At 71.1% G+C, this 23,246-nt stretch carries 19 protein-coding genes and 1 pseudogene; 12 read left to right on the forward strand and 8 right to left on the reverse strand.

Translation table 11 applies throughout. The features are described 5' to 3' along the window. Positions 1-80: 80 nt before the first annotated feature. A complete protein-coding gene (locus BLU84_RS19765; RefSeq protein WP_074871216.1) occupies positions 81-428 on the forward strand; it encodes a gamma-glutamylcyclotransferase family protein in 348 nt (115 codons plus the stop codon). Between the two features lie 26 nt (positions 429-454). Here BLU84_RS19765 and BLU84_RS19770 read toward each other — a convergent pair. Then, positions 455-1,642, reverse strand: a pseudogene (locus BLU84_RS19770) (TCR/Tet family MFS transporter); the annotation flags it as partial. A 223-nt stretch (positions 1,643-1,865) separates the two neighbouring features. Between BLU84_RS19770 and BLU84_RS19775 the strand changes: the two are divergent. Then, the gene (locus BLU84_RS19775) at positions 1,866-2,489 is read left to right on the forward strand and encodes a TetR/AcrR family transcriptional regulator C-terminal domain-containing protein (protein ID WP_074871219.1); all 624 of its coding nucleotides are present in this window, start codon (positions 1,866-1,868) and stop codon (positions 2,487-2,489) included. Between the two features lie 518 nt (positions 2,490-3,007). Here BLU84_RS19775 and BLU84_RS19780 read toward each other — a convergent pair. Beyond that, the gene (locus BLU84_RS19780; protein WP_074871221.1) at positions 3,008-4,492 is read right to left on the reverse strand and encodes an AAA family ATPase; all 1,485 of its coding nucleotides are present in this window, start codon (positions 4,490-4,492) and stop codon (positions 3,008-3,010) included. Between the two features lie 238 nt (positions 4,493-4,730). Between BLU84_RS19780 and BLU84_RS19785 the strand changes: the two genes are divergently transcribed. From BLU84_RS19785 to BLU84_RS19815, 7 genes are all read left to right on the forward strand, one after another. After that, positions 4,731-5,639, forward strand: coding sequence for an AEC family transporter (locus BLU84_RS19785; RefSeq protein ID WP_074871222.1), 909 nt, complete (start codon positions 4,731-4,733; stop codon positions 5,637-5,639). A 29-nt stretch (positions 5,640-5,668) separates the two neighbouring features. Further along, positions 5,669-6,802: a hypothetical protein gene (locus BLU84_RS19790; protein ID WP_074871223.1), complete on the forward strand. Its 1,134-nt coding sequence runs from the start codon at positions 5,669-5,671 to the stop codon at positions 6,800-6,802. A gap of 227 nt (positions 6,803-7,029) precedes the next feature. Beyond that, positions 7,030-7,659, forward strand: a complete 630-nt coding sequence (locus BLU84_RS19795) for a ParA family protein (protein WP_074871224.1) — start codon at positions 7,030-7,032, stop codon at positions 7,657-7,659. A gap of 174 nt (positions 7,660-7,833) precedes the next feature. Then, positions 7,834-8,310 (forward strand): SixA phosphatase family protein, encoded by a 477-nt coding sequence (locus tag BLU84_RS19800; RefSeq protein WP_074871227.1) that lies wholly within the window; start codon positions 7,834-7,836, stop codon positions 8,308-8,310. Beyond that, positions 8,307-9,023 carry a YceI family protein gene (locus BLU84_RS19805; RefSeq protein ID WP_170849209.1) on the forward strand — a complete coding sequence of 239 codons (717 nt, stop codon included), beginning with the start codon at positions 8,307-8,309 and terminating at the stop codon, positions 9,021-9,023. Before BLU84_RS19800 ends, BLU84_RS19805 begins: the two co-directional genes overlap by 4 nt. Before the next feature lie 45 nt (positions 9,024-9,068). Continuing rightward, the gene (locus tag BLU84_RS19810; RefSeq protein ID WP_074871230.1) at positions 9,069-11,045 is read left to right on the forward strand and encodes a phospholipase D family protein; all 1,977 of its coding nucleotides are present in this window, start codon (positions 9,069-9,071) and stop codon (positions 11,043-11,045) included. A 612-nt stretch (positions 11,046-11,657) separates the two neighbouring features. Next, positions 11,658-12,224, forward strand: coding sequence for a pseudouridine synthase (locus BLU84_RS19815; RefSeq protein ID WP_074871231.1), 567 nt, complete (start codon positions 11,658-11,660; stop codon positions 12,222-12,224). A 65-nt stretch (positions 12,225-12,289) separates the two neighbouring features. Here the strand turns inward: BLU84_RS19815 and BLU84_RS19820 are convergent, their stop codons facing one another. Continuing rightward, the gene (locus BLU84_RS19820; protein WP_074871235.1) at positions 12,290-12,688 is read right to left on the reverse strand and encodes a hypothetical protein; all 399 of its coding nucleotides are present in this window, start codon (positions 12,686-12,688) and stop codon (positions 12,290-12,292) included. A 361-nt stretch (positions 12,689-13,049) separates the two neighbouring features. Here BLU84_RS19820 and BLU84_RS19825 point away from each other — a divergent pair, with 361 nt between their 5' ends. Beyond that, positions 13,050-14,801, forward strand: a complete 1,752-nt coding sequence (locus tag BLU84_RS19825; RefSeq protein ID WP_074871236.1) for a hypothetical protein — start codon at positions 13,050-13,052, stop codon at positions 14,799-14,801. A gap of 69 nt (positions 14,802-14,870) precedes the next feature. On the opposite strand, the gene BLU84_RS19830 is transcribed toward BLU84_RS19825, so the two are convergent. Then, entirely contained in the window at positions 14,871-15,827 is a 957-nt protein-coding gene (locus tag BLU84_RS19830; protein WP_074871432.1) for a DMT family transporter, read from the reverse strand. Positions 15,828-16,065: 238 nt separating this feature from the next. Further along, positions 16,066-17,019: an aldo/keto reductase gene (locus BLU84_RS19835; protein ID WP_074871237.1), complete on the reverse strand. Its 954-nt coding sequence runs from the start codon at positions 17,017-17,019 to the stop codon at positions 16,066-16,068. Positions 17,020-17,271: 252 nt separating this feature from the next. Here BLU84_RS19835 and BLU84_RS19840 point away from each other — a divergent pair, with 252 nt between their 5' ends. Next, positions 17,272-18,363, forward strand: a complete 1,092-nt coding sequence (locus tag BLU84_RS19840) for a hybrid sensor histidine kinase/response regulator (protein WP_170849210.1) — start codon at positions 17,272-17,274, stop codon at positions 18,361-18,363. 240 nt (positions 18,364-18,603) lie between these two features. On the opposite strand, the gene BLU84_RS19845 is transcribed toward BLU84_RS19840, so the two are convergent. The 3 genes from BLU84_RS19845 to BLU84_RS19855 all read right to left on the reverse strand — a co-directional run bounded on the left by BLU84_RS19845 (position 18,604) and on the right by BLU84_RS19855 (position 22,230). Then, complete coding sequence (locus tag BLU84_RS19845; RefSeq protein WP_074871241.1) at positions 18,604-18,963, reverse strand: hypothetical protein; 360 nt, start codon at positions 18,961-18,963, stop codon at positions 18,604-18,606. A 194-nt stretch (positions 18,964-19,157) separates the two neighbouring features. Next, the gene (gene hrpB, locus BLU84_RS19850) at positions 19,158-21,704 is read right to left on the reverse strand and encodes an ATP-dependent helicase HrpB (protein ID WP_074871243.1); all 2,547 of its coding nucleotides are present in this window, start codon (positions 21,702-21,704) and stop codon (positions 19,158-19,160) included. 64 nt (positions 21,705-21,768) lie between these two features. After that, positions 21,769-22,230 carry a hypothetical protein gene (locus BLU84_RS19855; RefSeq protein ID WP_074871245.1) on the reverse strand — a complete coding sequence of 154 codons (462 nt, stop codon included), beginning with the start codon at positions 22,228-22,230 and terminating at the stop codon, positions 21,769-21,771. A gap of 215 nt (positions 22,231-22,445) precedes the next feature. Between BLU84_RS19855 and BLU84_RS19860 the strand changes: the two genes are divergently transcribed. Next, positions 22,446-23,240 (forward strand): TatD family hydrolase, encoded by a 795-nt coding sequence (locus BLU84_RS19860; RefSeq protein ID WP_074871247.1) that lies wholly within the window; start codon positions 22,446-22,448, stop codon positions 23,238-23,240. Positions 23,241-23,246: the final 6 nt, after the last annotated feature.

Consider the following 23,246-nt stretch of genomic DNA (forward strand, 5'->3'; position numbering starts at 1 on the left):
ACGGCGCGCGGCGGTTGCGCGCGCCGTCGCCGCCGCTTAGCGTCGGCAGTCGTCTTGCCATTACCGGTAACCACGCCGACATGAGCGTCTCCTACGACCAGCGATTGTTTTCCTACGGCACCTTGCAGCTGCCGGCGGTGCAGCAGGCCACCTTCGGCCGGCTGCTGCACGGCGACGCCGACGCCTTGGTCGGCTTCCGCCGCACTTTGGTGAAGATCGACGACGCGCAAGTCGTCGCCACCAGCGGCCAGACCCATCACCCCATCGTCGAACCCAGCGGCGACGACGCCGACCGCGTCGACGGCACGGTGTTCGCGATCAGCGCCGACGAGCTGGCGCGCGCGGACGCGTACGAAGTCGACGATTACGTCCGGGTCGAGGCGGTGCTGGCCTCGGGCGGACGCGCCTGGGTGTACGTGAAGGCCTGATCCTCGCTGGCCGCGGCGGCGCCGGGTTGCGCCGGCGCAGCGCGCGGGCCGCGCAACAACGCGCGCAACGCCGGCAGGCACGGCAGGTACAGCGCCGCACCGGCGACCCAGACCCAGCCGTCCCAATGCCCGGCGCTGGCGACGTAGATCGCGCCGAACAGCAACGGGCCGATCACCGCCGCCAGGCTGGCGAGGCTGGCCAACACGCCTTGCAGCGCGCCCTGGCGCGCTTCGTCGGTGCGCTCGCTCGACATCGCCAACAGCGCCGGCCCGCCGATGCCGCCGCCGGCGGCCAGCAGCAGGCCGGGGGCGAGGGTCGCGGCGCTGCGGGCGAAGGCGAAGGTCAGGTAGCCCAGCACGTCGGAGATCACCCCGCCGATCAGGGTCTTGGCCGGGCCGAAGCGGTCGCTGATGCGGCCGGTCGCGAACGCCTGGAACAGCGAATGGATCACCCCGAACGCGGCCAGCGACAGCCCGATCGCGGTCGGGTTCCAGCCGAAGCGGTCGTGGCCGTAGATCGCCCACAAGGTGCCGGGCACCTGCCCGGCGAGTTGCATCGCCAGGTACAGCCACAGCAGCGGCGCCAGGTCCGGCAGCCGGCCCAGTTCGCGCAGCGCGTGCCACGGCGCCAGTTCGCGCAGCGCCGGCGCGGGCCGCGGTTCGCGCTCGCGTTTGCGCGCCGGCTCGGGCAGGGCCAGCCAGGCCAGGGCGAAGTTGACCAGGGCCAGCGCGGCCGCGGCCAGGAACGGCGCGCGCAGCCACACCGCGCCGAGCAGGCCGCCGATCACCGGCCCGGCCACCAGGCCCAGGCCGAAGCTGGCGCCGAGCCAGCCGTAGCGGCGCGCGCGCTGGGATTCGTCGGAAATGTCGGCGATGTAGGCGCCGGCGACCGAGCCGCTGGCGCCGCTGACCCCGGCGATGGCGCGGCCCAGGTACAGCAGCGACAGCCACGGCGCGCAGGCCATCAGCAGGTAGTCCAGGGCGCTGCCGAACAGCGAGCACAGCAGCACCGGGCGGCGGCCGTAGCGGTCGCTGAGCGCGCCCAGCGCCGGGGCGCAGACGAACTGCATCAATGCGTACAGCGCAGTCAGGGCGCCGGCGTGCAGGGCCAGGTTGGCGTGCACGCCGAACGCGTCGAGCAGTTGCGGCAGCACCGGCGCGATCAGGCCGATGCCGATGGCGTCGAGCGCGACCGTGGCCAGGATCAAGGCCAGGGCGAGGTTGAAGCCGGCGGGGCCGACAGCGGGTGGTTGAGCGGGACCGGCGGCGGCCGGCCCGGACGGTTGAGCCGCGGCGTCCGCGGACTCGGCCGGCGCGGCGGCCGGCGAAGAGGTCGGGGTGTGCAAGACACGCTCCCTATCGGTGATAGATTCGCAGCGGATGCTAATCTATCACCGATAGGGAGACAAGGCCGCTCGTCGCCTGGAAACTGAACGCATGAAACTGCAACGCGAGACGGTGGTCGCCGCCGCCCTGAAGCTGCTCGACGAGGTCGGCATGGACGGCCTGAGCACGCGCCGCCTGGCCCAGGAGCTGGGCGTGCAGCAGCCCAGCCTGTACTGGCACTTCAAGAACAAGCGCGAGCTGCTCGACGCCCTGGCCGAGGCGATGCTGGGCGAGCACCAGCCGGTGGACCGGGCCGCCTGCGCCGACTGGCGCGAATGGATGACGCGGCAGTCGCGCGAGTTCCGCCGCTGCCTGCTCTCGCACCGCGACGGCGCCCGGGTCCACGTCGGCACCCGTCCGCAGCCGCACGATTTCGGCGAGGTCGAGGCCGAGCTGGCCTATCTGACCGCGGCCGGGTTCACCGCCTCCGACGCGATCCGCGCGCTGATCTCGCTGAGCTACTACACGGTCGGCTGGGTGCTGGAAGAACAGGCCGCGACCGAAGCCGGCCGCGGCCCCGGCCAGGCCCCGCTCACCCCGGACCCGCAGCGCTACCCGCTGCTGGCCCAGGCGCAGCCGGTGATGAGCCAGAGCGATATCGAAGCGGACTACGAATACGGGCTGCAGGCCTTGATTGCGGGGTTCGAGGCACTGATTGCGCGGCGAAGCGGTTGATCCGGCGAGCTGATGGCTACGTCGCGGCGATGGCCTGCATGCCCGCCTTCGCGGGCATGACGATAGTTGGTCGCACAGGCATGACGGCGGGTGGGTTTCGCGGGGACGACGGTAGATAGGTTGCGCGGCACCGCGCCGGCTGGGTTTCGCCGCGCCTATCCCAGATCGTCATCCCCGCGCAGGCGGGGATCCAGAGACTTCAGAGCCATGCCGCGATAAAGCCCTGGATGCCCGCCTTCGCGGGCATGACGATAGGTGGTCGCGCGGGCATGACGGCGGGTGGGTTTCGCGGGGACGACGGTAGATAGGTTGCGCGGCACCGCGCCGGCTGGGTTTCGCCGCGCCTATCCCAGATCGTCATCCCCGCGAAGGCGGGGATCCAGAGACTTCAGAGCCATGTCGCGATAAAGCCCTGGATGCCCGCCTTCGCGGGCATGACGACGGTTTGGTTTCGCGGGGGATGACGGCAGGTGGATTTCGCGAGCACGACGGACGACGGCCGGCTGCGCCGCGCGCCCTCAATCCGCCGCCACCGTCCGCCCGCGCGCCCACTCGCGCAGCTGCGTCACCTGTTCGCCCATCAGCACCGACAGCGGCCGGGTCTGCTTGAGTTCGGCGCGCACCTGAAAGTCCGACAGCGCGGTGCCGGCGGCGTGCGCGGCGTACATCGCCGCGACGATGGCCTGTTCGATCTCGGCGCCGGAAAAGCCGTCGCTGGCCGCGGCCAGCGCGGGCAGGTCGAAGCCGGCCGGATCCAGCGAGCGCCGGCGCAGGTGGATCGCGAACAGTTCCTCGCGCACGTCGGCCGCGGGCAGGTCGACGAAGAAGATCTCGTCGAAGCGGCCCTTGCGCAGCAGTTCCGGCGGCAGCGCGTCGATCTGGTTGGCGGTGGCGACCAGGAACAGCTTGGACTTGCGCTCGGCCATCCAGGTCAGCAGATAACCCAGCACCCGGCGCGACACCCCGCCGTCGCTGTCGCCGCTGTCGGCCAGGCCTTTCTCGATCTCGTCGATCCACAGCACCGCCGGCGCCAGTTGCTCGGCCGAGGCCAGCGCGGCGCGCAGGTTCTTCTCGGTCTCGCCGTGGAACTTGTCGTACAGCGTGCCGAAGTCCAGCCGCACCAGCGGCACGCCGAAGCCGGCGGCCACCGCCTTGGCGATCATCGACTTGCCGCAGCCCTGCACGCCCAGCAACAGCAGGCCCTTGGGCGGATCAAGCCCGGGCGGCGGCTGGGCGCCGGCGAACACCGCGCGGCGCTGTTCGACCCAGCGCTTGAGCCTGCGCGCGCCGGCCACTTCGGCCATGCGCGCGCTGTCGTATTCGTAATGCAGGTGGCCGGAGCGGTTGAGCAGCTCGAACTTGAGCTTGGCCAGCTCGGGCAGGTCGTCGGCGTTGAGCGCGCCGTCGCGGAAGATCAGGTGGCGGGCGATGCGGCGCGCGTCGACCGCGTCGATGCCCTGCAGGTTGCGCACGATCTGCTTGACCGCCTCGCCGTCGGCCTCGACCCGGCGGCCGCCGTTCTCGCGCGTGTAGTTCTCCGCTTCCTCGCGCACCAGCTTGAGCAGGGCGTTGGCGTCGGGCAGGCGCGGGGTGAAGCGCACGGCCAGCGCGTCCAGGTCCGGCGGCAGTTCCAGCTTGTGGCCGATCAGCACCAGCACGTGCGGCTCGCACTCGCGGCGCTGGGCGATCTCGCGCAGCTGGCGCTGGGTGCCGGCGTAGACCAGATACGGATGGGCGTCGAACAGCAGATAGATGCCGCGCTGGTCGGCGTGGCGGATCGCCTGCAAGGTGTTGGAGATGTCCGGGGCGGTGTCGGAATCGTCCTCGCGGTCCAGGTCGATGCGGCGCAGGCCTTCGGTGATCGACCAGCGGTACAGCGCGCGCCAGACGTTCATCAGCGCCTGGCGGAACAGCTCGACTACGCGGGTTTCGTCGCGGGTCTCGATCACGATCAACGGGGTGTTGGCGCGGATCAGCGCGGTCAGGTCTTGCAGGTCGCTCATGGGCCGGGGTCGTCCGTGGAACGGGCATGATACGGCCCGCATCGCGGGCGTGTCGGCGGGAGGCACGTTTTCGGCGACATGTTTCCTCCACGGGCGCGCGGCAGCGGCCCGCCTCCAGCAACGCGCAGAACGCGCCGCCGCCGGCTCACGGCCATCGCGCGCGCCTAAGCCGAAAGCCGTCTTGAGCCGACGGCCGCCAGCCGCGACCATGGCCGTCACCGCCATCACGCCGCGACCCATGGCTTTCGACGCCTTCGCCCTGGTCCTGGCGATGCTGGCGCTGGGCTACCTGTTCCAGCGCCTGCGCGCCCTGCCCGACAACGCCGCCCAGGTGCTCAACCTGGTCGTGCTCTACGTCTGCCTGCCGGCGGCGGTGCTGCGTTACGCCCCGCGCCTGCACCTGGAGCCGGCCCTGCTCGGCGTGGCCGCGGTGCCGTGGCTGCTGCTGGGCGCGACCGTGCTGCTGGTCGGCCTGCTGGCGCGCGCGCTGAAGCTGCGTCGCGACGAACACGCGGTGCTGCTGCTGACCGTGGCCCTGGGCAACACCAGCTTCCTCGGCTACCCGCTGACCCGCGCGCTGATCGGCGAACACGCGCTGCCGTATGCGGTGGTCTACGACCAGTTCGGCGCGTTCCTGATCCTGTCGACCTTCGGCCTGTGGGTGCTGGCGCGTTACGGCGGCGACGCCCGCCCGAGCGCGGCCGACATGCTGCGGCGGGTGCTGCGCTTCCCGCCGCTGTGGGCGCTGGTGGTCGGTTTCAGCATCATGCCCGCCGAGCCGCCGAGCTGGATCGCCGGCGGCCTGCAGCGCCTGTCGGATGCGCTGCTGCCGCTGGCGATGCTGACCATCGGCCTGTCGGTGAAGCTGGCGCTGCCGCGCGAGGAGCTCAAGCCGCTGGCCGCCGGCCTGGCGCTCAAGCTGGCGCTGATGCCGGCGCTGGCCTGGGCGCTGGTGCCGCTGCTGGGCCTGCACGGCGAAATGGCCCGGACCACGGTGCTGGAATCGGCGATGCCGCCGATGGTCACCGCCGGCGCGCTGGCCATCGCCCACGGGCTGGCGCCGCGGCTGGCGGCGGCGATGGTCGGCTACGGATTGCTGCTGTCGCTGGCGACCTTGCCGCTGTGGGCGCGGCTGGCGGTAGGCTGAGCGGCCTCGCCCAACGCCCGCCGCTTTCGATGCCCGTCGCCGCGCACCGCATCCGTTTCATCGCGTTCGGCCTGCTGGCCTTGGCCGCCGCCGGCTGCGTGCGCGACGCGCCCGAGGCCCAGGCCGAAACCGAGGCGCCGCAGGAAGCCTCCGCCGAGTGGCAGGCCGCTTTCCAACGCTCGCTGGGCGCGCATCTGCGCACGCTCGCCGCGCGCGAGGACGCGCAAAGCCGCCTCGACCTGCTGCGATTGCAGTTGTTGTTGCAAGACTTCTCCACCAAACCATCGCCGCGGCGGGCGCGCGAGCGCCTGGCTGCGATCGCCGGCCTGCGCGAGACGGCGCCCGCGCAAACCGAAGCCGACTGGTACCACGCCGAGCTGTGCGTGCGTCCGCACCCGCCGGCCTCGCAAGGCTGCGACCCGGCCCCGGCCCTGCGCCGGCTGCAAGCGGCCGAGCCGGACAACGCCGCGGTCTGGCTGCTGGCCGCCGACGCCGCCGACGCGCGCCAGGACCCCGCGGGTTTCGACAGCGCCTTGCGCCGCGCGGCCGCCGCGACCGCGTTCGAACTGCACTACGGCCGCCACTGGAGCGGCGCCATCGAATCGCTGGAACGCCTGCCGCTGCCGCCCCTGGACGCGCAGACCCGGCGCTACCTGCGCAGCGACGCACCCGAAGCGGCCACCGCCGCGGAGATGCGCGCGACCCTGGCGACGCTCGCCTCGCCGCTGCCGCTGCCCACCGCCGTCGTCCTGGGTTGCCGCAACCCCGCGCCGGACCGACGCGAAGCCTGCGTCCAGGTCGCGAGCTTGATGGCGGACTCGAACACGCTGATCGGCCAGACCCTGGGCCTGTCGCTGATGGCGCGGCTCAGCGCCGACGCGGCCGACGGCCCGGCCTGGCGCGAACGCCTGCGGCAGGCGTACTGGCGCAACGCGCAGGCGCGCGAACGGGCCATTTCGCCGCAGTTCGCCGCACTGCTGCGCAGCCAGGGCGAAGTGGCCGCGTACGACACGCTGCTGCGCGCCGCCGGCCGCGACCGGGCGCCGCCGGACTGGCTGCCCGAATCGCCGCTGGCGCGCGACCTGGTGCGCACCGGCCGCGCCGGCGACGAAGACGCTGCGCAACCCGGGCCGGCCGCGGCTCCGGCGCCGGCTGCGCACTGATCGGTGCCGCACCGTGGGCAACGTGGGACCTGATCGTTCGGCTCGGTCTTCGACTCGATCAGCCAGTCCGCACCCCGCCCCCCAACTTCTCCGCGCCGGCGCCGGCCGCACCGCCCGGGCGCCCGCCGCCCCGCCGGGTTGCGCGCTCGGTCGCGCCCCGCTGCCGTCGTGATGGCCCGCTCCACGGGCGCGGTGTAGGCTGGGGTTCCATCCGGAGGGGAGCTCGCATGAAGACCGTGCTGGTGGCCAGTTCCAAGGGCGGTGTCGGCAAGACCACGATCGCGACCCACCTCGCCGCACAGGCGGCCTTGGATGGGTTGCGCACGGCCTTGATCGACGCCGACCCGCAGGGTTCCTCGACCCGCTGGGCGCAGCGCCGCTCGGTCCTGGAAAGCGCGGTGCTGCCGCTGGACGGCACGCGCAAGAAGGCCTGGCGCAAGCACCTGCCCGAAGACGCCCAGCGCACCGTCATCGACGCCCCGGCCGGGGCCATGGCCGACGACCTGGAATCCTTCCTCGACGTGGCCGACGCGGTCATCGTCCCGATCCAGCCCTCGACCCTGGACATCGAAGCCACCGTGCCCTTCCTCGACACCCTGGCCCAGCACCCGCGGGTGCGCCGCGGCCAGCTGCGCGTGGGCCTGGTCGGCAACAAGCTCAAGCCCTGGACCAACGCCTCGCAGCAGGCGCTGGACCTGCTCAGCGAATGGCCCTATCCGGTGGTCGGGCAGATCCGCGACAGCCAGGCCTACGTGGTCATGACCGCGCTGGGCAAGAGCCTGTTCGACTATCACTCCCAGCAGATCCGCGAGCATCAGGCCGATTGGGCGCCGCTGTTGAAGTGGCTGAAGAAGTGACGCAGGAGATAGCGGATAAGCGATAGGAGATAGAGAAAGCGGCTTGCGCCAGCTCCTGCCTCCTATCCGCTGTCTCCCCTACCCATTCACCCACGCCCGCCGCCGCACCCGCTACCCTGACCCGCCCTGCGTTCGCGCAAGCATTTCCCCTCCACTCGATCCGTCCAAGGCCTCATGCGCGAACTGATCCTGCTCCGCCACGCCCACGCCGAACCTGCCGCCAACGGCCAGGCCGACCTCGACCGCCCGCTGTCCGCCGAAGGCCTGGCCGAAGCCGAAGCCGCCGGCCGCTGGCTGGCGCAAAACAAACTGGTCCCCGACTGCGTGCTGTGCTCGCCCTCGCGGCGCACGCGCGAAACCCTGGAAGCCGTGCTCGGCGCGATCGGCTACGTCGAGCAACGCATCGAACCGTCGGTGTACGAGGCCACCCCGGGCACGCTGATCGCCCTGGCCGACACCCACGCCGAAGCCGAGCGGCTGATGCTGGTCGGCCACAACCCCGGCCTGGAACGGCTGGCCGCGCTGCTGCACAGCGGCCAGTCCGGCGACTATCGCGGCATGCCGCCGGCGGGCATCGCCGTGCTCAGCCTGCCGGCCGGCGTGGCTCTGGAACCGGGCTCGGCCCAGCTCAGCGCGTTCTGGTGGCCGTGAGCCCGCCGCGGCTGCGCAGCCGCGGCGCGACTTCGCTGTCCTTCGCCCTGGCCCTGCTGGCCGGCGCCGCCGGCGCCCAGCCGGCCCTGGCGCCGCCGCCGGCCGCCGCGCCACCGGCGGCGCCGACGCCGGGCGCGCGGGTGCTGAGCCAGACCGGCTTCGACCCGCAGCACACCCGTTTCAGCTTCGAACTGCGCACCCGCTGGGGGCAGAAGGTCGAAGGCCAGTTCCCGCGCTACGACGGCGAGGTCAGCGTGCTCGCCGACGGCCGCCATCAGGTGCGCATCCGCCTGGCCACCGGCGCGGTCGTGGTCGGCGACTCCGAGCGCTACACCCGCATGGCCCGCGGCGACCGCTTCTTCGCCGCCGAGCGCTATCCCTACATCGAATTCCTGTCCGAGCCGCATCCGGCCGACCTGGCCCGCACCGGCGGCGCCCTGCGCGGCCGCCTGACCCTGCACGGGATCAGCCGCATGGAAACCTTCGTCCTGGCTCCGGGCGTCTGCGCGCACCCGGGCGAGGACTGCGACGCGATCGCCCACGGCAGCGTCAGCCGCGACGACTACGCCTTGGACGGATGGCAGTTCGCGTTGGGCGACCGGGTGCGTTTCACCATGCAAGTGCGCCTGATATCAACGCAAAATAAGCCCTCCCCGCCGCGGACCCCGCCGCCGCGGCCCCTCGAGACGGTTCCGGCGCGCCCGGAGCGTTGACCCATCGCTGCGGCCGGGCGGCCGCAACGCCAAGGAGCTGTACCGTTGAACCCCGTCTTGCGCGGCCTTGCGGCCTTGCTCGCCCTGTCCCTGTCGGCCTGCGCCTCGTTGAGCCCGGCCCAGCGCGACCGCGCCAGCGCGATCGCCGCGGCCGCGCGCTCGGCGCAGATCGACTGCCAGGGCGAGAACGCCTGCGCCCGGCCCTCGCCGCTGTACGACCTGGGGCCCAAGGCGATGGCCGAGTCGGCGCCGGAGCGGCCGCGCCACTACACCGTGATCCTCGACCGCGGCCCCGACGCGCTGCTGGCGCGGGTCAACCTGATCCGCAGCGCGCGCCACACCCTGGACCTGCAGACCTACATCTTCGAAGAAGACGACGCCGCGCGCCTGGTCCTGGACGAGCTGCTCGCCGCCGCACGCCGTGGCGTGCGCGTGCGCCTGCTGATCGACCAGCTCGCGGCGATGCGCCACGTCGACACCCTGGCCGCGCTGGCCGGCGCCCACGTCAACTTCGAGATCAAGCTGTACAACCCGGTGCTGCACCGCGCCCGCATCACCTACCCGCAGTACGCCCTGGCCGCGGCCTGCTGCTGGCGCCGGCTCAACCAGCGCATGCACACCAAGCTGCTGCTGGCCGACGGCCAGGTCGGCATCTCCGGCGGGCGCAATTACCAGGACGACTATTACGACTGGGACGACCAGTACAACTTCCGCGACCGCGACGTGATCGTCGCAGGACCCGTCGCCCAGGTCATGGGCACCGACTTCCAGGTGTTCTGGAGCGACCGCCGCAGCGTGCCGGTCGAGCGCCTGGCCGACGTCGGCCAGCGCATCATCGACGACGGCGTGCCGACGCTGCCGCCGAGCCGGTTCGAGCGCCCGCAGCGCGCCCAGGCGATGCGCGAAGCCGCCGACGACGAAGCCCAGGTGCGCGAGCGGCTGGTCGACCCGGCCATCGCGGTCGGCGCGGTGCGCTACATCTCCGACACCCCCGACAAGCACCGCGAGGACGCCGAGGCCAACGCCCTGGCCTCGGACTCGCTGCGCAACCTGATCGCCAACGCGCGCGACGAGGTGCTGCTGCAGACGCCGTACCTGGTGCTGTCCAAATCGGCGCAGCAGCTGTTCCGCACCCTGCACGAGCGCCCGGACCGGCCGCGGGTGATCGTCTCCACCAACAGCCTCGCCTCGACCGACGCCTTCATCGCCTACGCGCTGTCGTACAAGTACAAGCGCCGCTACCTGCGCGAGTTCGGCTTCAACATCTACGAATTCAAACCCTTCCCCGCCGACGCGCCGATCGACATCGCCGCCACCGGCGCCGAGCTGCCGGCGCTGGGCCTGCCCGGATTGGACGAGCCCGAAGGCCGCGCGGAACCCGGCGAGATCAGCGGCGCCGGCCTGGCCGAATCGCGCCCGCGCCGCAACGACCCGGACCGCAGCAGCGTGCTGTACCGCCAGCGCTATCGCCAGCCGCTGACCCAGGAATACGCGGCGATGCGCTACGCGCGCCGGCGCACCAACGAACCGGTGCCGCTCAAGCGCGCCGGCGTGCGCATCGGCATGCACGCCAAGTCGATGGTGATCGACGAGCGCATCGGCGTGATCGGCACCCACAACTTCGACCCGCGCGGCGACCACTACAACACCGAGAGCGCGGTGGTGATCGACGACCCTGCCTTCGCCCAGGCGCTGGCGGCGAGCATCCGCCGCGACATCGCGCCGGAGAACTCGTGGGTGATCGCGCGCCGCGACAAACCGCCGATCTTCTCCGGGCTGGAATACTCGATCGCCAAGATCTCCGAGCACCTGCCGATCTTCGACCTGTGGCCGGTGCGCTACGCCACCAGCTACGAATTCGTACCCGGCCCGGACTGCCCCAACCCGCTGTACCGCAACGACCCGGGCTTTCGCGCCTGCTACAAACCCGTGGGCGATTTCCCCGAGGTCAATCTAGGCGTGAAGAGCCTGACCACCCGCATGTTCACTGCATTCGGAGCGGGACTGGCGCCGATTCTGTAGGCCCGGCCCGGTTGCTGTTGCCGTTGCCCTTGCTCCCCCCGCCGCCCCGGACTCGCCACAGGCAAATAGAGACCCGTAGGGCGGCGCGCAGGACGTGCGCCGTGCGCCACCCAGGCCATCCATGGCCTGTGTGGCGCATCCCGGCGAAAGCACCGAACCACAGTGGCTCTTGATCCGAAAACAAGGAAAGCGCCTTTCTTTGGTTACTTTCTTTGGCAAGACAAAGAAAGTGACCCGGCCGCTTGCGGACGGAAGCTGTTGATGTTGGCGGGTCTTCACTCGTTGCTACGAGAGAAGCAGAAGCAACATCAAAATGGATTCCGGCTTTCGCCGGAATGACGGCGTGGAAGCTTCGGGTCTTCGGTTAGTTCGGCGGAGCTACGTCGCTGCGGTTGGATTCCGGCTTTCGCCGGAATGACGGGTTGGTGGGGTGGCGCCGTAATTGCGTTGTCGCGGTCGCGACTTGCGTCGCTCCTACAGGGGCTCCGGCGAGTTTCGTATCCGACTGTAGGAGCGGCGCGAGCCGCGACCACGCCACCGCACACCCCAGCGAAAACACCATCGCCCCCGCATCGGCACAATTACGGCCGCACCACCCAACACCCCGCCCCCATGCTCATCGCCCTGAACAAACCCTACGGCGTGCTCTCCCAGTTCACCGACCGCACCCAACCGCCCAAGCCCACGCTGGCCGGATTCGGCCTGCCCACCGAGGTCTACGCCGCCGGCCGCCTGGACCACGACAGCGAAGGCCTGCTGCTGCTCACCGACGACGGCACGCTCGCCCACCGCCTCACCGACCCGCGCCACAAACAGGCCAAGACCTACCTGGTCCAGGTCGAAGGCGAACCGTCCGCAGAGCAGTTGCGGCAACTCAGCGAAGGGGTGAACTTGAACGACGGCCCGACCCTGCCGGCGCAGGCGCGCGCCGTCGAAGCGCCGCAGTGGCTGTGGCCGCGCGACCCGCCGGTGCGCTTCCGCAAGACCGTGCCCGACGCCTGGCTGGAACTGAGCCTGCGCGAAGGCCGCAACCGGCAAGTGCGGCGGATGACCGCCGCGGTGGGCCTGCCGACGCTGCGCCTGATCCGCGTCGCGATCGGCCCGCACCGGCTCGACGGGCTGGCGCCGGGGCAGTGGCGCGCTTTAGCCGAGCAGCGGCACTCTGGCAGCGCGTTTTAGTCACGCTGGGGCACGCGAACAGCAGGTTTTAGCGCTGGCCGCGCGCCACCCGCATCAGCACGCGCTCACGGCGCGCAATAGCGCAACGCGTCCTCGAGCGTGCGCACTTCCACCCCGCCGCACGCCGGCGCCGGCACCACGCAATCCAGGTAGGGCCGCGCCCAGCGCCGCGATTCGGCCTTGCCGGCGATCATCGCCGGCGCCCCGGCGCGGGCCGCGCAGCGCGCATGCGCCCGGTCCACGTAGGCGCGGCAGTCGGCCGGCGCCAGCCGCCCGCTGCCGGCCGCGCCGCGCTCGCACAGGCCGTAGGCGGTGTCGCGCCACAGGGCGAAGAACTCCTCGCGCGGGATCGGCTGGCGCTCGATCTCGGCCAGCCGATAGCGCGGCGCTGGCGCGGCGAACCAGTGCAGGTAGGCGAAGGCGGCGACCGCGACCAGCGCGATCAGCAGCAAAAGGCGTTGCATGCGCGGAACCTCGGCGCAGTTCAGGGGCGCGGCATTCTCGCGGATCGGCGCGGCGCTGACGAGGCTCGACGCCGCCGCCTCGCTATACCGACACGACGCGCGAAGCGGCGCGGACCGGCCGCCGCCGCGGACGACGGCGCCGCGGCGGCCGCCCCCGGCTCACCGTCGCTCACCCTTTCCTGCTATCGCCGGCGCACTGCCACCGCGACCGCGGTCGCAGCTCGCCGGCAACGCTGAGAAACCGTCCCGGTTTGGTCCCACGCAGCGCTGGCGCGGCCCGCGCGCGCGGCCGTAGCGTCGGCGCTAGCTACGCGCCTGGCGCTACGCCACTCGCGGTCTGCTCACCGGAGGAGCCCGACCCATGTCCACCCTGCGTTCCCTGTCCCTCGGCGTCGGCTTCGCGCTGGCCGCCGGGGCCGCCAGCCTGCTGCACGCGCCGGCCGCATTCGCCGCCGAAGAACCCTTGCCGTTCGAATTGGCCCCACCGGTGGTCGAGGACATGCTGATCACCCCGACCCCGCAGTCGGGCCAGGGCGACGCCCTGCTGCAGCTGATCTACGCCAAGGAGCAGCAACTGCCGGCCGAGATCAACTTCAACGTCGGCGACAAGCCCGTAGTCCTGCGCCGCGACGACAAGGACCCGCAGCTCTACAGCGCCGCGATCCCGTTCGACTTCGACGGCTTCGTCAAGGAGCAGTCCGAGCGCCAGCAACTGGCCGGACAGAAGCTGACCGTACCGACCTTCGTCGACCGCGAATTCCGCGGCGAAGCGCCGATGGCCTTCCTCGACCCGGAAACCCTGCGCAAGCAGATCGAGCTGGCATTGCCGATCCGGATCCCGTTCCCGGTGGTGTTCGGCCCGCCGGCGATCGTCCGGCCCGAGCGCTCGCTGCTGGTCGTCTCGCCCAGCGTGATCGAAGACCCGACCCGCACCTTCGACCTGTGCACCGGCGCCGGCAATCCGAACGGCGCGTGGACCTTCAACACGCTGATGACCAACATGGCCAACCAGCCGGTCAGCGGCGTGCATCCGGGCGACTTCGTCGAGAACTGGCTGCGCCAGTGGAGCACCACCCAGACCATCAACACCTTCCCCGCCGCGCCGCGCTCGCAGGTCATCAACCAGGTGCTCAACGCCTGGGCGCGCGACGGCGCCGGCAAGCTCGACCTGAAGAAGTCGCCGATGCGATTGCTGGCGATCGCCAACCGCATGGACCTGCGCACCAACTCGGCCTACGGCGGCGGCACCGCCGGCGAGGGCCGGTTCGTGTTCGGGGTGATCCGGCGCAACGCCAGCGGCAGCTGCACGGTGTTCCCGTTCACGGTGATCCTGGAATACGGCATCCCGATCACCGGCTGCACCAACATCCGCAGCTACGCCCGCCAGTGGGGCGCGCTGGGCACGCTGACCCTGGGCTCGCCGGTCTACAACTCGCAGTTGCAGGTCATCACCGACCGCTTCACCGCGGCCAACGCCGCCCCGGCCAAGCCCAACCGCAGCGCGATCAATCAGGTGCGCACCAACGAGTTCCTGCAGAGTCCGTGGGAACTGCGCGAATTCGCCATCGCCCGCGGCGCCAGCCAGCTGACCATGACCACGGCCAAGCAGACGCCTCACCACAGCCTCAACAACTCGATCCTGGTCGGCGACTACATCTTCGACTTCGGGCCGCAAATCCTGGCCAACACCTACCAGGTGCCGCTGCTGTACCAAGGCCAGCGCATGCTGACCGGCGCGGTGCCGAACGGGCCGCCGCAGCTGATCTGGAACGGCCCCGGCGCCGGCAACGACGAGCGCCACAAGTTCTCGCTGAACACCTGCAACTCCTGCCACGGCAAGGAAACCCAGACCACCAACTTCCTGCACATCACCACCCGCGCCTCGGGTGGGATCTCGGGGTTGTCGCTGTTCCTGGTCGGCAACAACCCGGCCGGCAGCAGCCTCGCCAATCCGGGTACCTTCACCATGAACGATCCCTTCAGCGGCACCCCGCGCACCTACGGCGACCTGAAGGACCGGGCGACCAAGCTGTCGGCGCTGCAGACCAACGCCTGCCTGTCCGGCGCCGTGTTCCACGAAGCGCTGAGCGTGCCGCTGCTGGCCACGCACTGATCGCAACGCTGCATCGACCGCGACAGGCGCCTTCGGGCGCCTGTTCGCGTTTGCGCGGGGCAGTAGGGCTCAGCCCGGCGTCTTGTCCGCCGCCGCCGGCAGCGGCACCGAGTTCGCCCCCGGCCGGCTCAACAGCCACACACCGCCCAGCACCACCGCAGTGCCGACCAACTGGATCGCGGTGATCTTCTCGCCGAGCACCCAGGCGCCGAGGAACACCAGCGACACCGGCCCGATCACCGAGAACTGCGCCGCGGTGCCCGCGCCCAGGCGCCCGACCGCGGCCATGGTGAAGGTCACCGGCAGGAAGGTGCAGAACACCGCATTGGCCGCGGCCAGCGCGTACACCTGCCACGGCAGGCCGAACAACGCCGACGGCGGACGCGCGATCAGGTAATGGATCAGCACCGCGGCGGTCGACACGATCATCGCCCAGGCCACCAACTGCAACGACCCCAGGCGTTTGATCAGTTCGCCCGACATCGCCAGATACAGCGCATAGCTGACCGCCGCGCCCAGCACCAGCGCGCTGCCGAACAGCACGTGATCGCCTTCCACGCGCAGGTTCTCGACCATCACCAGGACCACGCCGGCATAGCTCACCGCCAGCGCCGTCCACTCGCGCGCGGCGACCCGGCGCTTGAACGCGAACAGGCCGATCAACAGCACGATGGTCGGGTTGAGGAACAGGATCAGCCGCTCCAGCGAGACCGGCACGTATTCCAGGCCCCAGAAGTCGAGCAGGCTGGACAGGTAATAGCCGAGCACGCCGAGCACCACGATCAGGCCCCAGTCGCGCCGCGTCGGCAGCGCGCCGCGGGCGCGCGCGCGGCCGTGCTCGCGCACGCCCAACGCGGCGAACAGCGGCAGCGAGAACGCCATGCGCAGCGCCAGCACCTGCAGCGAATCCACGCCGTAGCGGTATTGCAGCTTGGCCAGGATCGCCTTGGCCGAAAACAGGATCGCGCCGCTGGCGGCGAGAGCGACGCCGGTGCGGCGGGCGGCAGAACTAGAAGCGGGGGACACGGGCGGTTCGTCTCGGCTGGGCGCGGGCGCCGCCGCGGCGTTCGCGAACGGCGGCGGAACAGAAAGGTAGGCGATGGCGAACGTCGGGGCGTCCGCGGCACAGGGTAAGGCCAGCGCCGGGTCGGCGACGCGGCGATGCGCCCGCTGCGCTTTGCCGCGGCGGGCCGTCGGCCGGACGGCGCCGCGGCGATCGGCGTCGAACCGGCCAGCGTCGGCCCGGCCGCCGGCGCGGTCGCGATCAGCCGCCGGCGCTGGCCGCATCCAGCGCCGCGATCTCGTCGGCGCGCAGGTTCAACCGCGTCGCCGCCAGCAACTCGTGCAACTGCGCCACGCTGGTCGCGCTGGCGATCGGCGCGGTCACCGACGGCCGCGCGATCAGCCAGGCCAGCGCCACCTGCGCCGGGGTCGCGCCGTGGCCGGCGGCGACCTCGTCGAGCGCGGCCAGGATGCGCAGCCCGCGTGCGTCCAGATACTTCTGCACCGCGCCGCCGCGCGCCCGGCTCTTGCCCAGGTCGTCGCGGCTGCGGTATTTGCCGGTCAGGAAACCGCTGGCCAGCGAGTAGTAACCGATCACGCCGACGCCGCGCGCGCGCACCAACGGCTCCAGTTCGGCTTCGAAGCCGGCGCGATCGCAGAGGTTGTATTCCGGTTGCAGAGTTTCATAACGCGGCAACCCGTGCCGTTCCGACACGTCCAGGGCCTGGGCCAGGCGCGCGGCCGAGTAATTGGACGCGCCGATCGCGCGCACTTTCCCGGCCTCGATCAGGCGGGCGAATGCGCCCAGGGTGTCTTCCAGCGGCACCGTCGGGTCTTCCTCGTGGGCTTGATAGAGGTCGATGACCTCGGTGCCGAGCCGGCGCAGCGAATCGTCCACCGCCGCCTGGATAGTGGCCGGCGCCAGCCCGCGCCGCGGCGCCCACTTGGCGACCTTGGTGGCGACGACGATGCGCTCGCGGCGCCCGCCGCCCTGGGCCAGCCAGCGGCCGATAATGCGTTCGGACTCGCCGCCCTGATTACCCGGCACCCACGCCGAATACACATCGGCGGTGTCGACCAGGCTGAAACCGGCCTCGGTGAATGCGTCCAGTAGGGCGAAACTCGTCGCCTCGTCGGCACTCCAGCCGAATACATTGCCGCCGAACGCCAACGGCGCCACGGACAGGGAAGAACGGCCGAGCGGACGCAGGTTCATTGCAGTTTCCTTAATGCGGGAATGTTCATGATGCGCCGCCACAAATGCGGCCGTCATCGCGGATTTCGTATGCCTGGATTGGCGGCTGCGGTGGGTCGTCGCAGGGCCGTGAACCATTCATCATTCCCGGCGGCGGTTCCGCCTTTATGTGAAGGTTTCTGTTAACTTGCCACACGATTTCCACGCGATTCACATATGCGAATTTCATGTGAATTCGGTGGCAATCCAGCGCCTCCAGGAGATTTACAGGACGTGAGCACTCCCGCGACATCCACCGGTCGCATCTTGGTCGTCGACGACCAGGCCGCGAATCTGCGCGTGGTGACCGCCCTGTTGTCCCGCCAGGGTTACGAGGTGGTGGCCGCCTCGACCGGCGACGAGGCCTTGCAGCTGTATGCGCAGTCCCCGCCCGACCTGATCCTGCTCGACGTGATGATGCCGGGCATGGACGGTTTCGAAGTCATGGACGCGCTGCGCGCCGACTCGCCGCTGCGCGTGCCGGTGGTGTTCGTCACCGCCGCCCACGACCGCGACCTGCTGCTGCGCGCGTTCGACGCCGGCGTGGTCGATTACGTCACCAAACCGTTCCTGCCCGAAGAGCTGCTGGCGCGGGTCAACGCCCACGTCGGCCTCAAGCTCACCCGCGACCGCCTGGAGCGGGTCGCGCGCGAGCGCGAGGAACTGGTCAACCTGGTCGCGCACGATCTCAAGAATCCGCTGACCAGCGTGCTGTTCGCCAGCGACCTGCTGATCAACAACGGCTGCAAGCCCGAGCGCGTGCCGCGCTATCTGCAGATGATCCACGAAAGCGCCGACGACGCGCTGGGCTATATCCGCCATTACCTGGAAAGCCAGGCCGGCCATCGCGAACGCGCCGAACACGGCGCCTGCGCGGACCTGGCCGAAACCCTGGACTGGCTGGTGCGCCGCTACGAAATGCAGCTCGACGCGCGCGGCATCCGCGTGCAGGTGCAACCGCCGGCGAACGGCTCGGCGCAGGTGGCGATGGACTCGCGCGTGCTGCGCCAGGTCAGCGAAAACCTGGTGACCAACGCGATGAAATACGCGCCCGGCGGCGACCTGACCCTGGCCGCGCGCAACAGCGCGCCCGGCTTCTGGCAGCTGATCGTCGCCGACCGCGGCCCCGGGATTCCGGTGGCGCGCCAGCGCGAGTTGTTCAAACCGTTCGTGCGCCTGCACGACAACGACATCGACGATGGTTTATCCAGCGGCCTGGGTTTGTCGCTGGCCAAGCAGATCGTGGTCAATGCCGGCGGACAGCTTTGGTATGAGGAACGCAAGCACGGCGGCTCGCGTTTCATCATCGAGTTGCCGGAAGCCTGAAAGACGCGGCGCGGCGCGATGGGTTCGCCGTAGCTTTGTTTTCGCGGTCGCAGCTTGCGCAGCTCCTACAGTCGGATACGAAACTTGCCGAAGCCCCTGTAGGAGCTGCGCAAGCTGCGACCGCGAAAACCAAACCACGACGCAAGCCCAACAAAAAAGCCGACGCATGAGCGTCGGCTTTTTCGTTATCGCGAGCGTCCGCAGAATCGTCGGCGCCGCACTCACGCGGACGACGTCGGTTTATTCCGCCGCCGTCTCATCCGAGCCGTTGCGGGTGCGGCGGCGCGAACCGCCCGGCGCCGCACGGCGCGCATCGATGCGCCGGGCCGAACCTTCGATCGGTTCGCCTTCGGCCTGCTTGCGCGCCTTGCGCCGCGCGGCGGCGTACCACAGCAGGCCGGCGCCGGCGACGGCGGCCACCGCGACCACCGGGTTGCGGCGGATGAAACCACCGGCAGTGCGCGCACCGGCCTTGACCACACCGAGCTTGGCGCCCGTCTCGAGCCACTGGCCGGCCTTGGGCGCGGCATCCTTGAGGTTAGCGCTGATCGCGTGCACCAGTTCCAGCGCGCGGTCGGGCAGAGAATCGAACTTGCTCATCGTGTCGGTCCTGGACGAAGAGAAACGGATTCCAGTGTCGGCGCGCTACCGTTGAAATTCTGTGAGCGGGGCCGTGCTGGGGTGGCTGTGGGCTGAATGTGGGCAGAGCATACGACGGGTGGGTGGGTGACGTCGTGGTTGGGTTGGCGCGGTCGCGGCTTGCGCCGCTCCTACAGGGGGCAGGTGGGCATGCGTTATGTGCCGCGCGGTTTCGCGCGATGCGTCGCGGTGGCGGTCCACGGATCGTCGGGCCACGGGTGCTTGGGGTAACGGCCCTTCATTTCCTTCTTCACTTCCGGATAGGTGCGCTCCCAGAAACCGCGCAAGTCCTGGGTGACCTGCAGCGGGCGGCCGGCCGGCGACAGCAGGTGCAAGGTCAAGGGCACGCGGCCGTCGGCGATGCGCGGGGTGTCGGCCAGGCCGAACAGTTCCTGCAGCTTCACCGCCAGCACCGGCGCCTGCGCCGCGCCGCGGCCGTCGAGGGCGTGGTCGTCGTAGCCGTACTCGATCGCGCGTTCCATGCCCGAGGGCACGACGATGCGGGTCGGCGCCAGCGCGTCGAGCTTCTGCCGCCACGACCAGTCGCACAGCGAACGCAGCGCTTCGCCGAAGCCGGCTTCGTCGAGCGCATCGAGCCGGGTCTTGCCGCTGAGCGCGGGCTTGAGCCATTGGTCGAGGCGTTCGAGCAGCGCGCTGTCGGACAGATCCGGCAACGGCGTGTCGCCCTGGGTCAGTTCCGGCATCCACTCGCGCAGGCCGCGCACGCGCGCGCGCCACTGGCGCAGGCCGGGCGTCCACGGCAGCGCGTCCAGGCCGAGCTGGCGCACCGCGTCGATCAGCGCGTCGGCATAGCGCGAAGGATCGGGCCGCGCCAACGGACGGCTGTCGATCACGATGCGGTCGAAGCGGCGTTCGCGCACCGCCGCGATGCCGCGCGCAGCGGCGTCCCACACCACTCTGTCTTCGCTGACGAAACGCTGCGGGAACTCGCGCTCCAGCCGCGCCTCGTCGAGCGGCGCGGCGCGCAGGATGCGCGCATCGCGCGGGTCGTCGCGCAGTTCGCTGATCACCAGCCACGGCTCGCCGTACACCGCGCTGTCGTCGAACAGCTTGGCGCTGCGGCCGTTGGCGAGCTGATAGCGATACGGATCGCTCGGATGCTGGCGCGCGATGCGGTCTGGAAACGCATGCAGCAACAGATCGCCGAGCGCGTGCGCGGGCGCCGACGACGGCGGCGGATTGTCCACGCGCAGGCGCCGGCGCCATTGCTTGCTGGCTTGATCGAGCGCGGCCAGCGCCGAGCGCGAGGCGTCCGCCGGCGCGCGCCCGGCGCGGAACGCGGCCAGCGCCTGCCAGCGCGCGTGCAGCGCGTCGCCGCCGCTGCGCAGCGGGTCGCGCGCTTCCAGCAGCGCGGCCAGGTCGCAGGCCAGCGCGCGTTCGCCGGCCTCACGCGGCGCCAGCAGCATCGCCGCCAAGCGCGGGTGCGTGCCCAGCGCGAGCATGCGCCGGCCGAACGCGGTGATCGCCAACTGCGCGCCGGCACCGGGTTCCAACGCGCCCAGCCGCAGCAGCAACTCGCGCGCCGCGGCCAGCGCGCCGGGCGGCGGCGCATCGAGGAAGCGCAGGCCGGCGTCGCCCCACGCCGCCAGTTCCAGCGCGAGGCCGGCCAGTTCGACCTGGGCCATTTCCGGCCGCCGCTGCGGCTCCAGACGCTGCGATTCGGGCCACAGGCGGTAGGCCCAGCCGTCGGCGACGCGGCCGGCGCGGCCGGCGCGCTGGTCGGCCGAGGCCTGGGCGATGGCGACCACATCGAGGCGGGCGAAGCCGCTGTTGGGGTCGTAGCGCGGTTCGCGCGCCAGGCCCGAGTCGATCACCACGCGCACGCCCGGCAAGGTGACGCTGGATTCGGCGACGTTGGTCGCCAGCACCACCCGGCGGCGGCCGTCGGGGTCGGGCTGGAGCACGCGGCTTTGCTGCTCCACCGGCAATTCGCCGTGCAGGGCCAGCACGTCGACGCCGCGCGCGGCCTCGCTGCCGGCCAGCGCGGCGTCGGCGCGGGCGATCTCGCGCTGGCCGGGCAGGAACGCGAGCACGTCGCCCGGGTGCGCCGCCAGCGCGTGTTCGATCGCGCGCTTGAGCTGGTGTTCGAGCTTCTCTTCGCGCCGCGCCGGGTAATGGCCGATCTGCACCGGATGGCTGCGCCCGGCGCTGCTCAGCCGCGGCGCGTCGAGGAACTGCGCCAGCCGCTCGCCGTCGAGCGTGGCCGACATCACCACGATGCGCAGGTCTTCGCGCAACGAGGCCTGCACGTCCAGCGCCAGGGCCAGGCCGAGGTCGGCGGCGAGGTGGCGTTCGTGGAATTCGTCGAACAGCAGCGCGCCGACGCCGTCGAGGGTCGGGTCGTCCTGGATCATCCGGGTCAGGATGCCTTCGGTGACCACCTCGATGCGGGTGCGCGCGGACACCTTGTTCTCGAAGCGGATGCGGTAGCCGACCGTGTCGCCGGCGGCTTCGCCGCGTTGGCGCGCCATGAAGTTCGCCGCCGCGCGCGCGGCGACGCGGCGCGGTTCCAGCATCAGGATCCGGCGCCCGTCCAGCCACGGCGCGTCCAGCAGCGCCGGCGGCACCTGGGTGGTCTTGCCGGCGCCGGGCGGCGCTTCCAGCACCAGGCGCGGATGGGCGGCGAGGCTGGCGCGGATCTGCGGCAGCAGCGGATCGATGGGAAAGGCGGGGCTGTTCACCCGCGCAAGGATACGGACCGGCGGCGGCGGCCGGAATGGCGCGGCCGCCGCCGGCGCGCGCGGGTCAGGGTTTGCGGTATTCGCCGCAGCCGTAATAGAGCTTGTCCGGATCGCTGGCGTCGCCGATGGCGATGAACACCGCCTGGGCGTACTTTTTCCCGCGCACGTCCTGGCACGGGGCGCCCGCCCGGCTCGGCCCGACCAGCACCTGCATCGGCCGCGAGCGCTGCTGGATCGTGGCCGTGCCGGCCAGGCCGTACTCGCCCTTGAGCTCGCCGAACACCGGCAGCTTCAGCACCGGCGCCACCGATTTCAGCGTGCCCGCGGCGAGCAATACGCCGCGCGGACTCGACAGCGAATACCGGACCAGACCGACGTCCTCGCGCTTGAGCTCGATGCTCCAGACCGGGTCGGTGTTGCCGCCGTTGAACGCGTTCTCGGGAAAATCCAGCTTCGCCGGCGTGGCGGCGTGGACGGCGCCGGCCAACGTCAGCAGGACGGCCAGACAGAACGTAGCGATGCGCATTGCAGTCTCCTGTGGCGGCCCGATGCCGCCTTGTGTGCAAGCAACGCGCCTGGGACGCAGGGTGTGAACGCTCGTCGCGGCCGGCGGCACGGCGCCGCCTGTCGCCGGATTCGAACGCGCGGACACGGGGTTTGCGGCCGGCGCCGGCGCGCGCGGGTTGGGCCGGACGCAACCAGCCTCTACACTGCGCGCTGCCCTCGCTTCCGCTGTGCCCCATGCAACTGATCGACATCGGCGCCAACCTCACCCACGACAGCTTCGACCACGACCGCGACGCGGTGCTGCAGCGCGCGCGCGCAGCCGGGGTGACGCGCATGGTGATCACCGGCGCCAGCCGCGAGCATTCGCCCAAGGCGCTGGAACTGGCGCGGCAGCACCCGGGCGAGCTGTTCGCCACCGCCGGCGTGCACCCGCACCATGCCAGCGAATACACCGCCGAATGCGACGCGGAAATGCGCGCGCTGCTGGCGCACGACGAGGTGGTCGCGGTCGGCGAATGCGGCCTGGACTACTTCCGCGATTTCTCGCCGCGCCCGGCGCAGCGGCGCGCGTTCGAAATGCAGCTGCAAAGCGCGGTCGACACCGGCAAGCCGCTGTTCCTGCACCAGCGCGACGCCCACGACGACTTCGTGGCGATGATGAAGAACTTCGACGGCAAGCTCGGCCCGGCGGTGGTGCATTGCTTCACCGGCACGCGCGAGGAACTGTTCGCCTACCTCGATCGCGACTGGTACATCGGCATCACCGGCTGGCTGTGCGACGAGCGCCGCGGCCTGCACCTGCGCGAGCTGGTCAAGCACATTCCGGCGCAGCGGCTGATGATCGAGACCGACGCGCCCTATCTGCTGCCGCGCACGGTCAAGCCGGCGCCGTCGCACCGGCGCAACGAGCCGATGTACCTGGCCCACATCGTCGAAGAGCTCGCGCGCGACCGCGGCGAAGACGTCGCCGCCTCCGCCGCGCACAGCACCGCCACGGCGACGCAGTTTTTCCGCCTGCCGCCGCGGTGAGCGCGC

This window comes from Lysobacter enzymogenes, from assembly GCF_900106525.1.
Classification (GTDB): Bacteria; Pseudomonadota; Gammaproteobacteria; order Xanthomonadales; family Xanthomonadaceae; genus Lysobacter; species Lysobacter enzymogenes.

Coding starts and splice junctions, on each gene's coding strand:
- BLU84_RS19765 (WP_074871216.1), top strand. CDS start 81: ATGAGCGTCTCCTACGACCAGCGATTGTTTTCCTACGGCACCTTGCAG.
- BLU84_RS19775 (WP_074871219.1), top strand. CDS start 1,866: ATGAAACTGCAACGCGAGACGGTGGTCGCCGCCGCCCTGAAGCTGCTC.
- BLU84_RS19780 (WP_074871221.1), bottom strand. CDS start 4,492: ATGAGCGACCTGCAAGACCTGACCGCGCTGATCCGCGCCAACACCCCG.
- BLU84_RS19785 (WP_074871222.1), top strand. CDS start 4,731: ATGGCTTTCGACGCCTTCGCCCTGGTCCTGGCGATGCTGGCGCTGGGC.
- BLU84_RS19790 (WP_074871223.1), top strand. CDS start 5,669: ATGCCCGTCGCCGCGCACCGCATCCGTTTCATCGCGTTCGGCCTGCTG.
- BLU84_RS19795 (WP_074871224.1), top strand. CDS start 7,030: ATGAAGACCGTGCTGGTGGCCAGTTCCAAGGGCGGTGTCGGCAAGACC.
- BLU84_RS19800 (WP_074871227.1), top strand. CDS start 7,834: ATGCGCGAACTGATCCTGCTCCGCCACGCCCACGCCGAACCTGCCGCC.
- BLU84_RS19815 (WP_074871231.1), top strand. CDS start 11,658: ATGCTCATCGCCCTGAACAAACCCTACGGCGTGCTCTCCCAGTTCACC.
- BLU84_RS19820 (WP_074871235.1), bottom strand. CDS start 12,688: ATGCAACGCCTTTTGCTGCTGATCGCGCTGGTCGCGGTCGCCGCCTTC.
- BLU84_RS19825 (WP_074871236.1), top strand. CDS start 13,050: ATGTCCACCCTGCGTTCCCTGTCCCTCGGCGTCGGCTTCGCGCTGGCC.
- BLU84_RS19835 (WP_074871237.1), bottom strand. CDS start 17,019: ATGAACCTGCGTCCGCTCGGCCGTTCTTCCCTGTCCGTGGCGCCGTTG.
- BLU84_RS19845 (WP_074871241.1), bottom strand. CDS start 18,963: ATGAGCAAGTTCGATTCTCTGCCCGACCGCGCGCTGGAACTGGTGCAC.
- BLU84_RS19855 (WP_074871245.1), bottom strand. CDS start 22,230: ATGCGCATCGCTACGTTCTGTCTGGCCGTCCTGCTGACGTTGGCCGGC.
- BLU84_RS19860 (WP_074871247.1), top strand. CDS start 22,446: ATGCAACTGATCGACATCGGCGCCAACCTCACCCACGACAGCTTCGAC.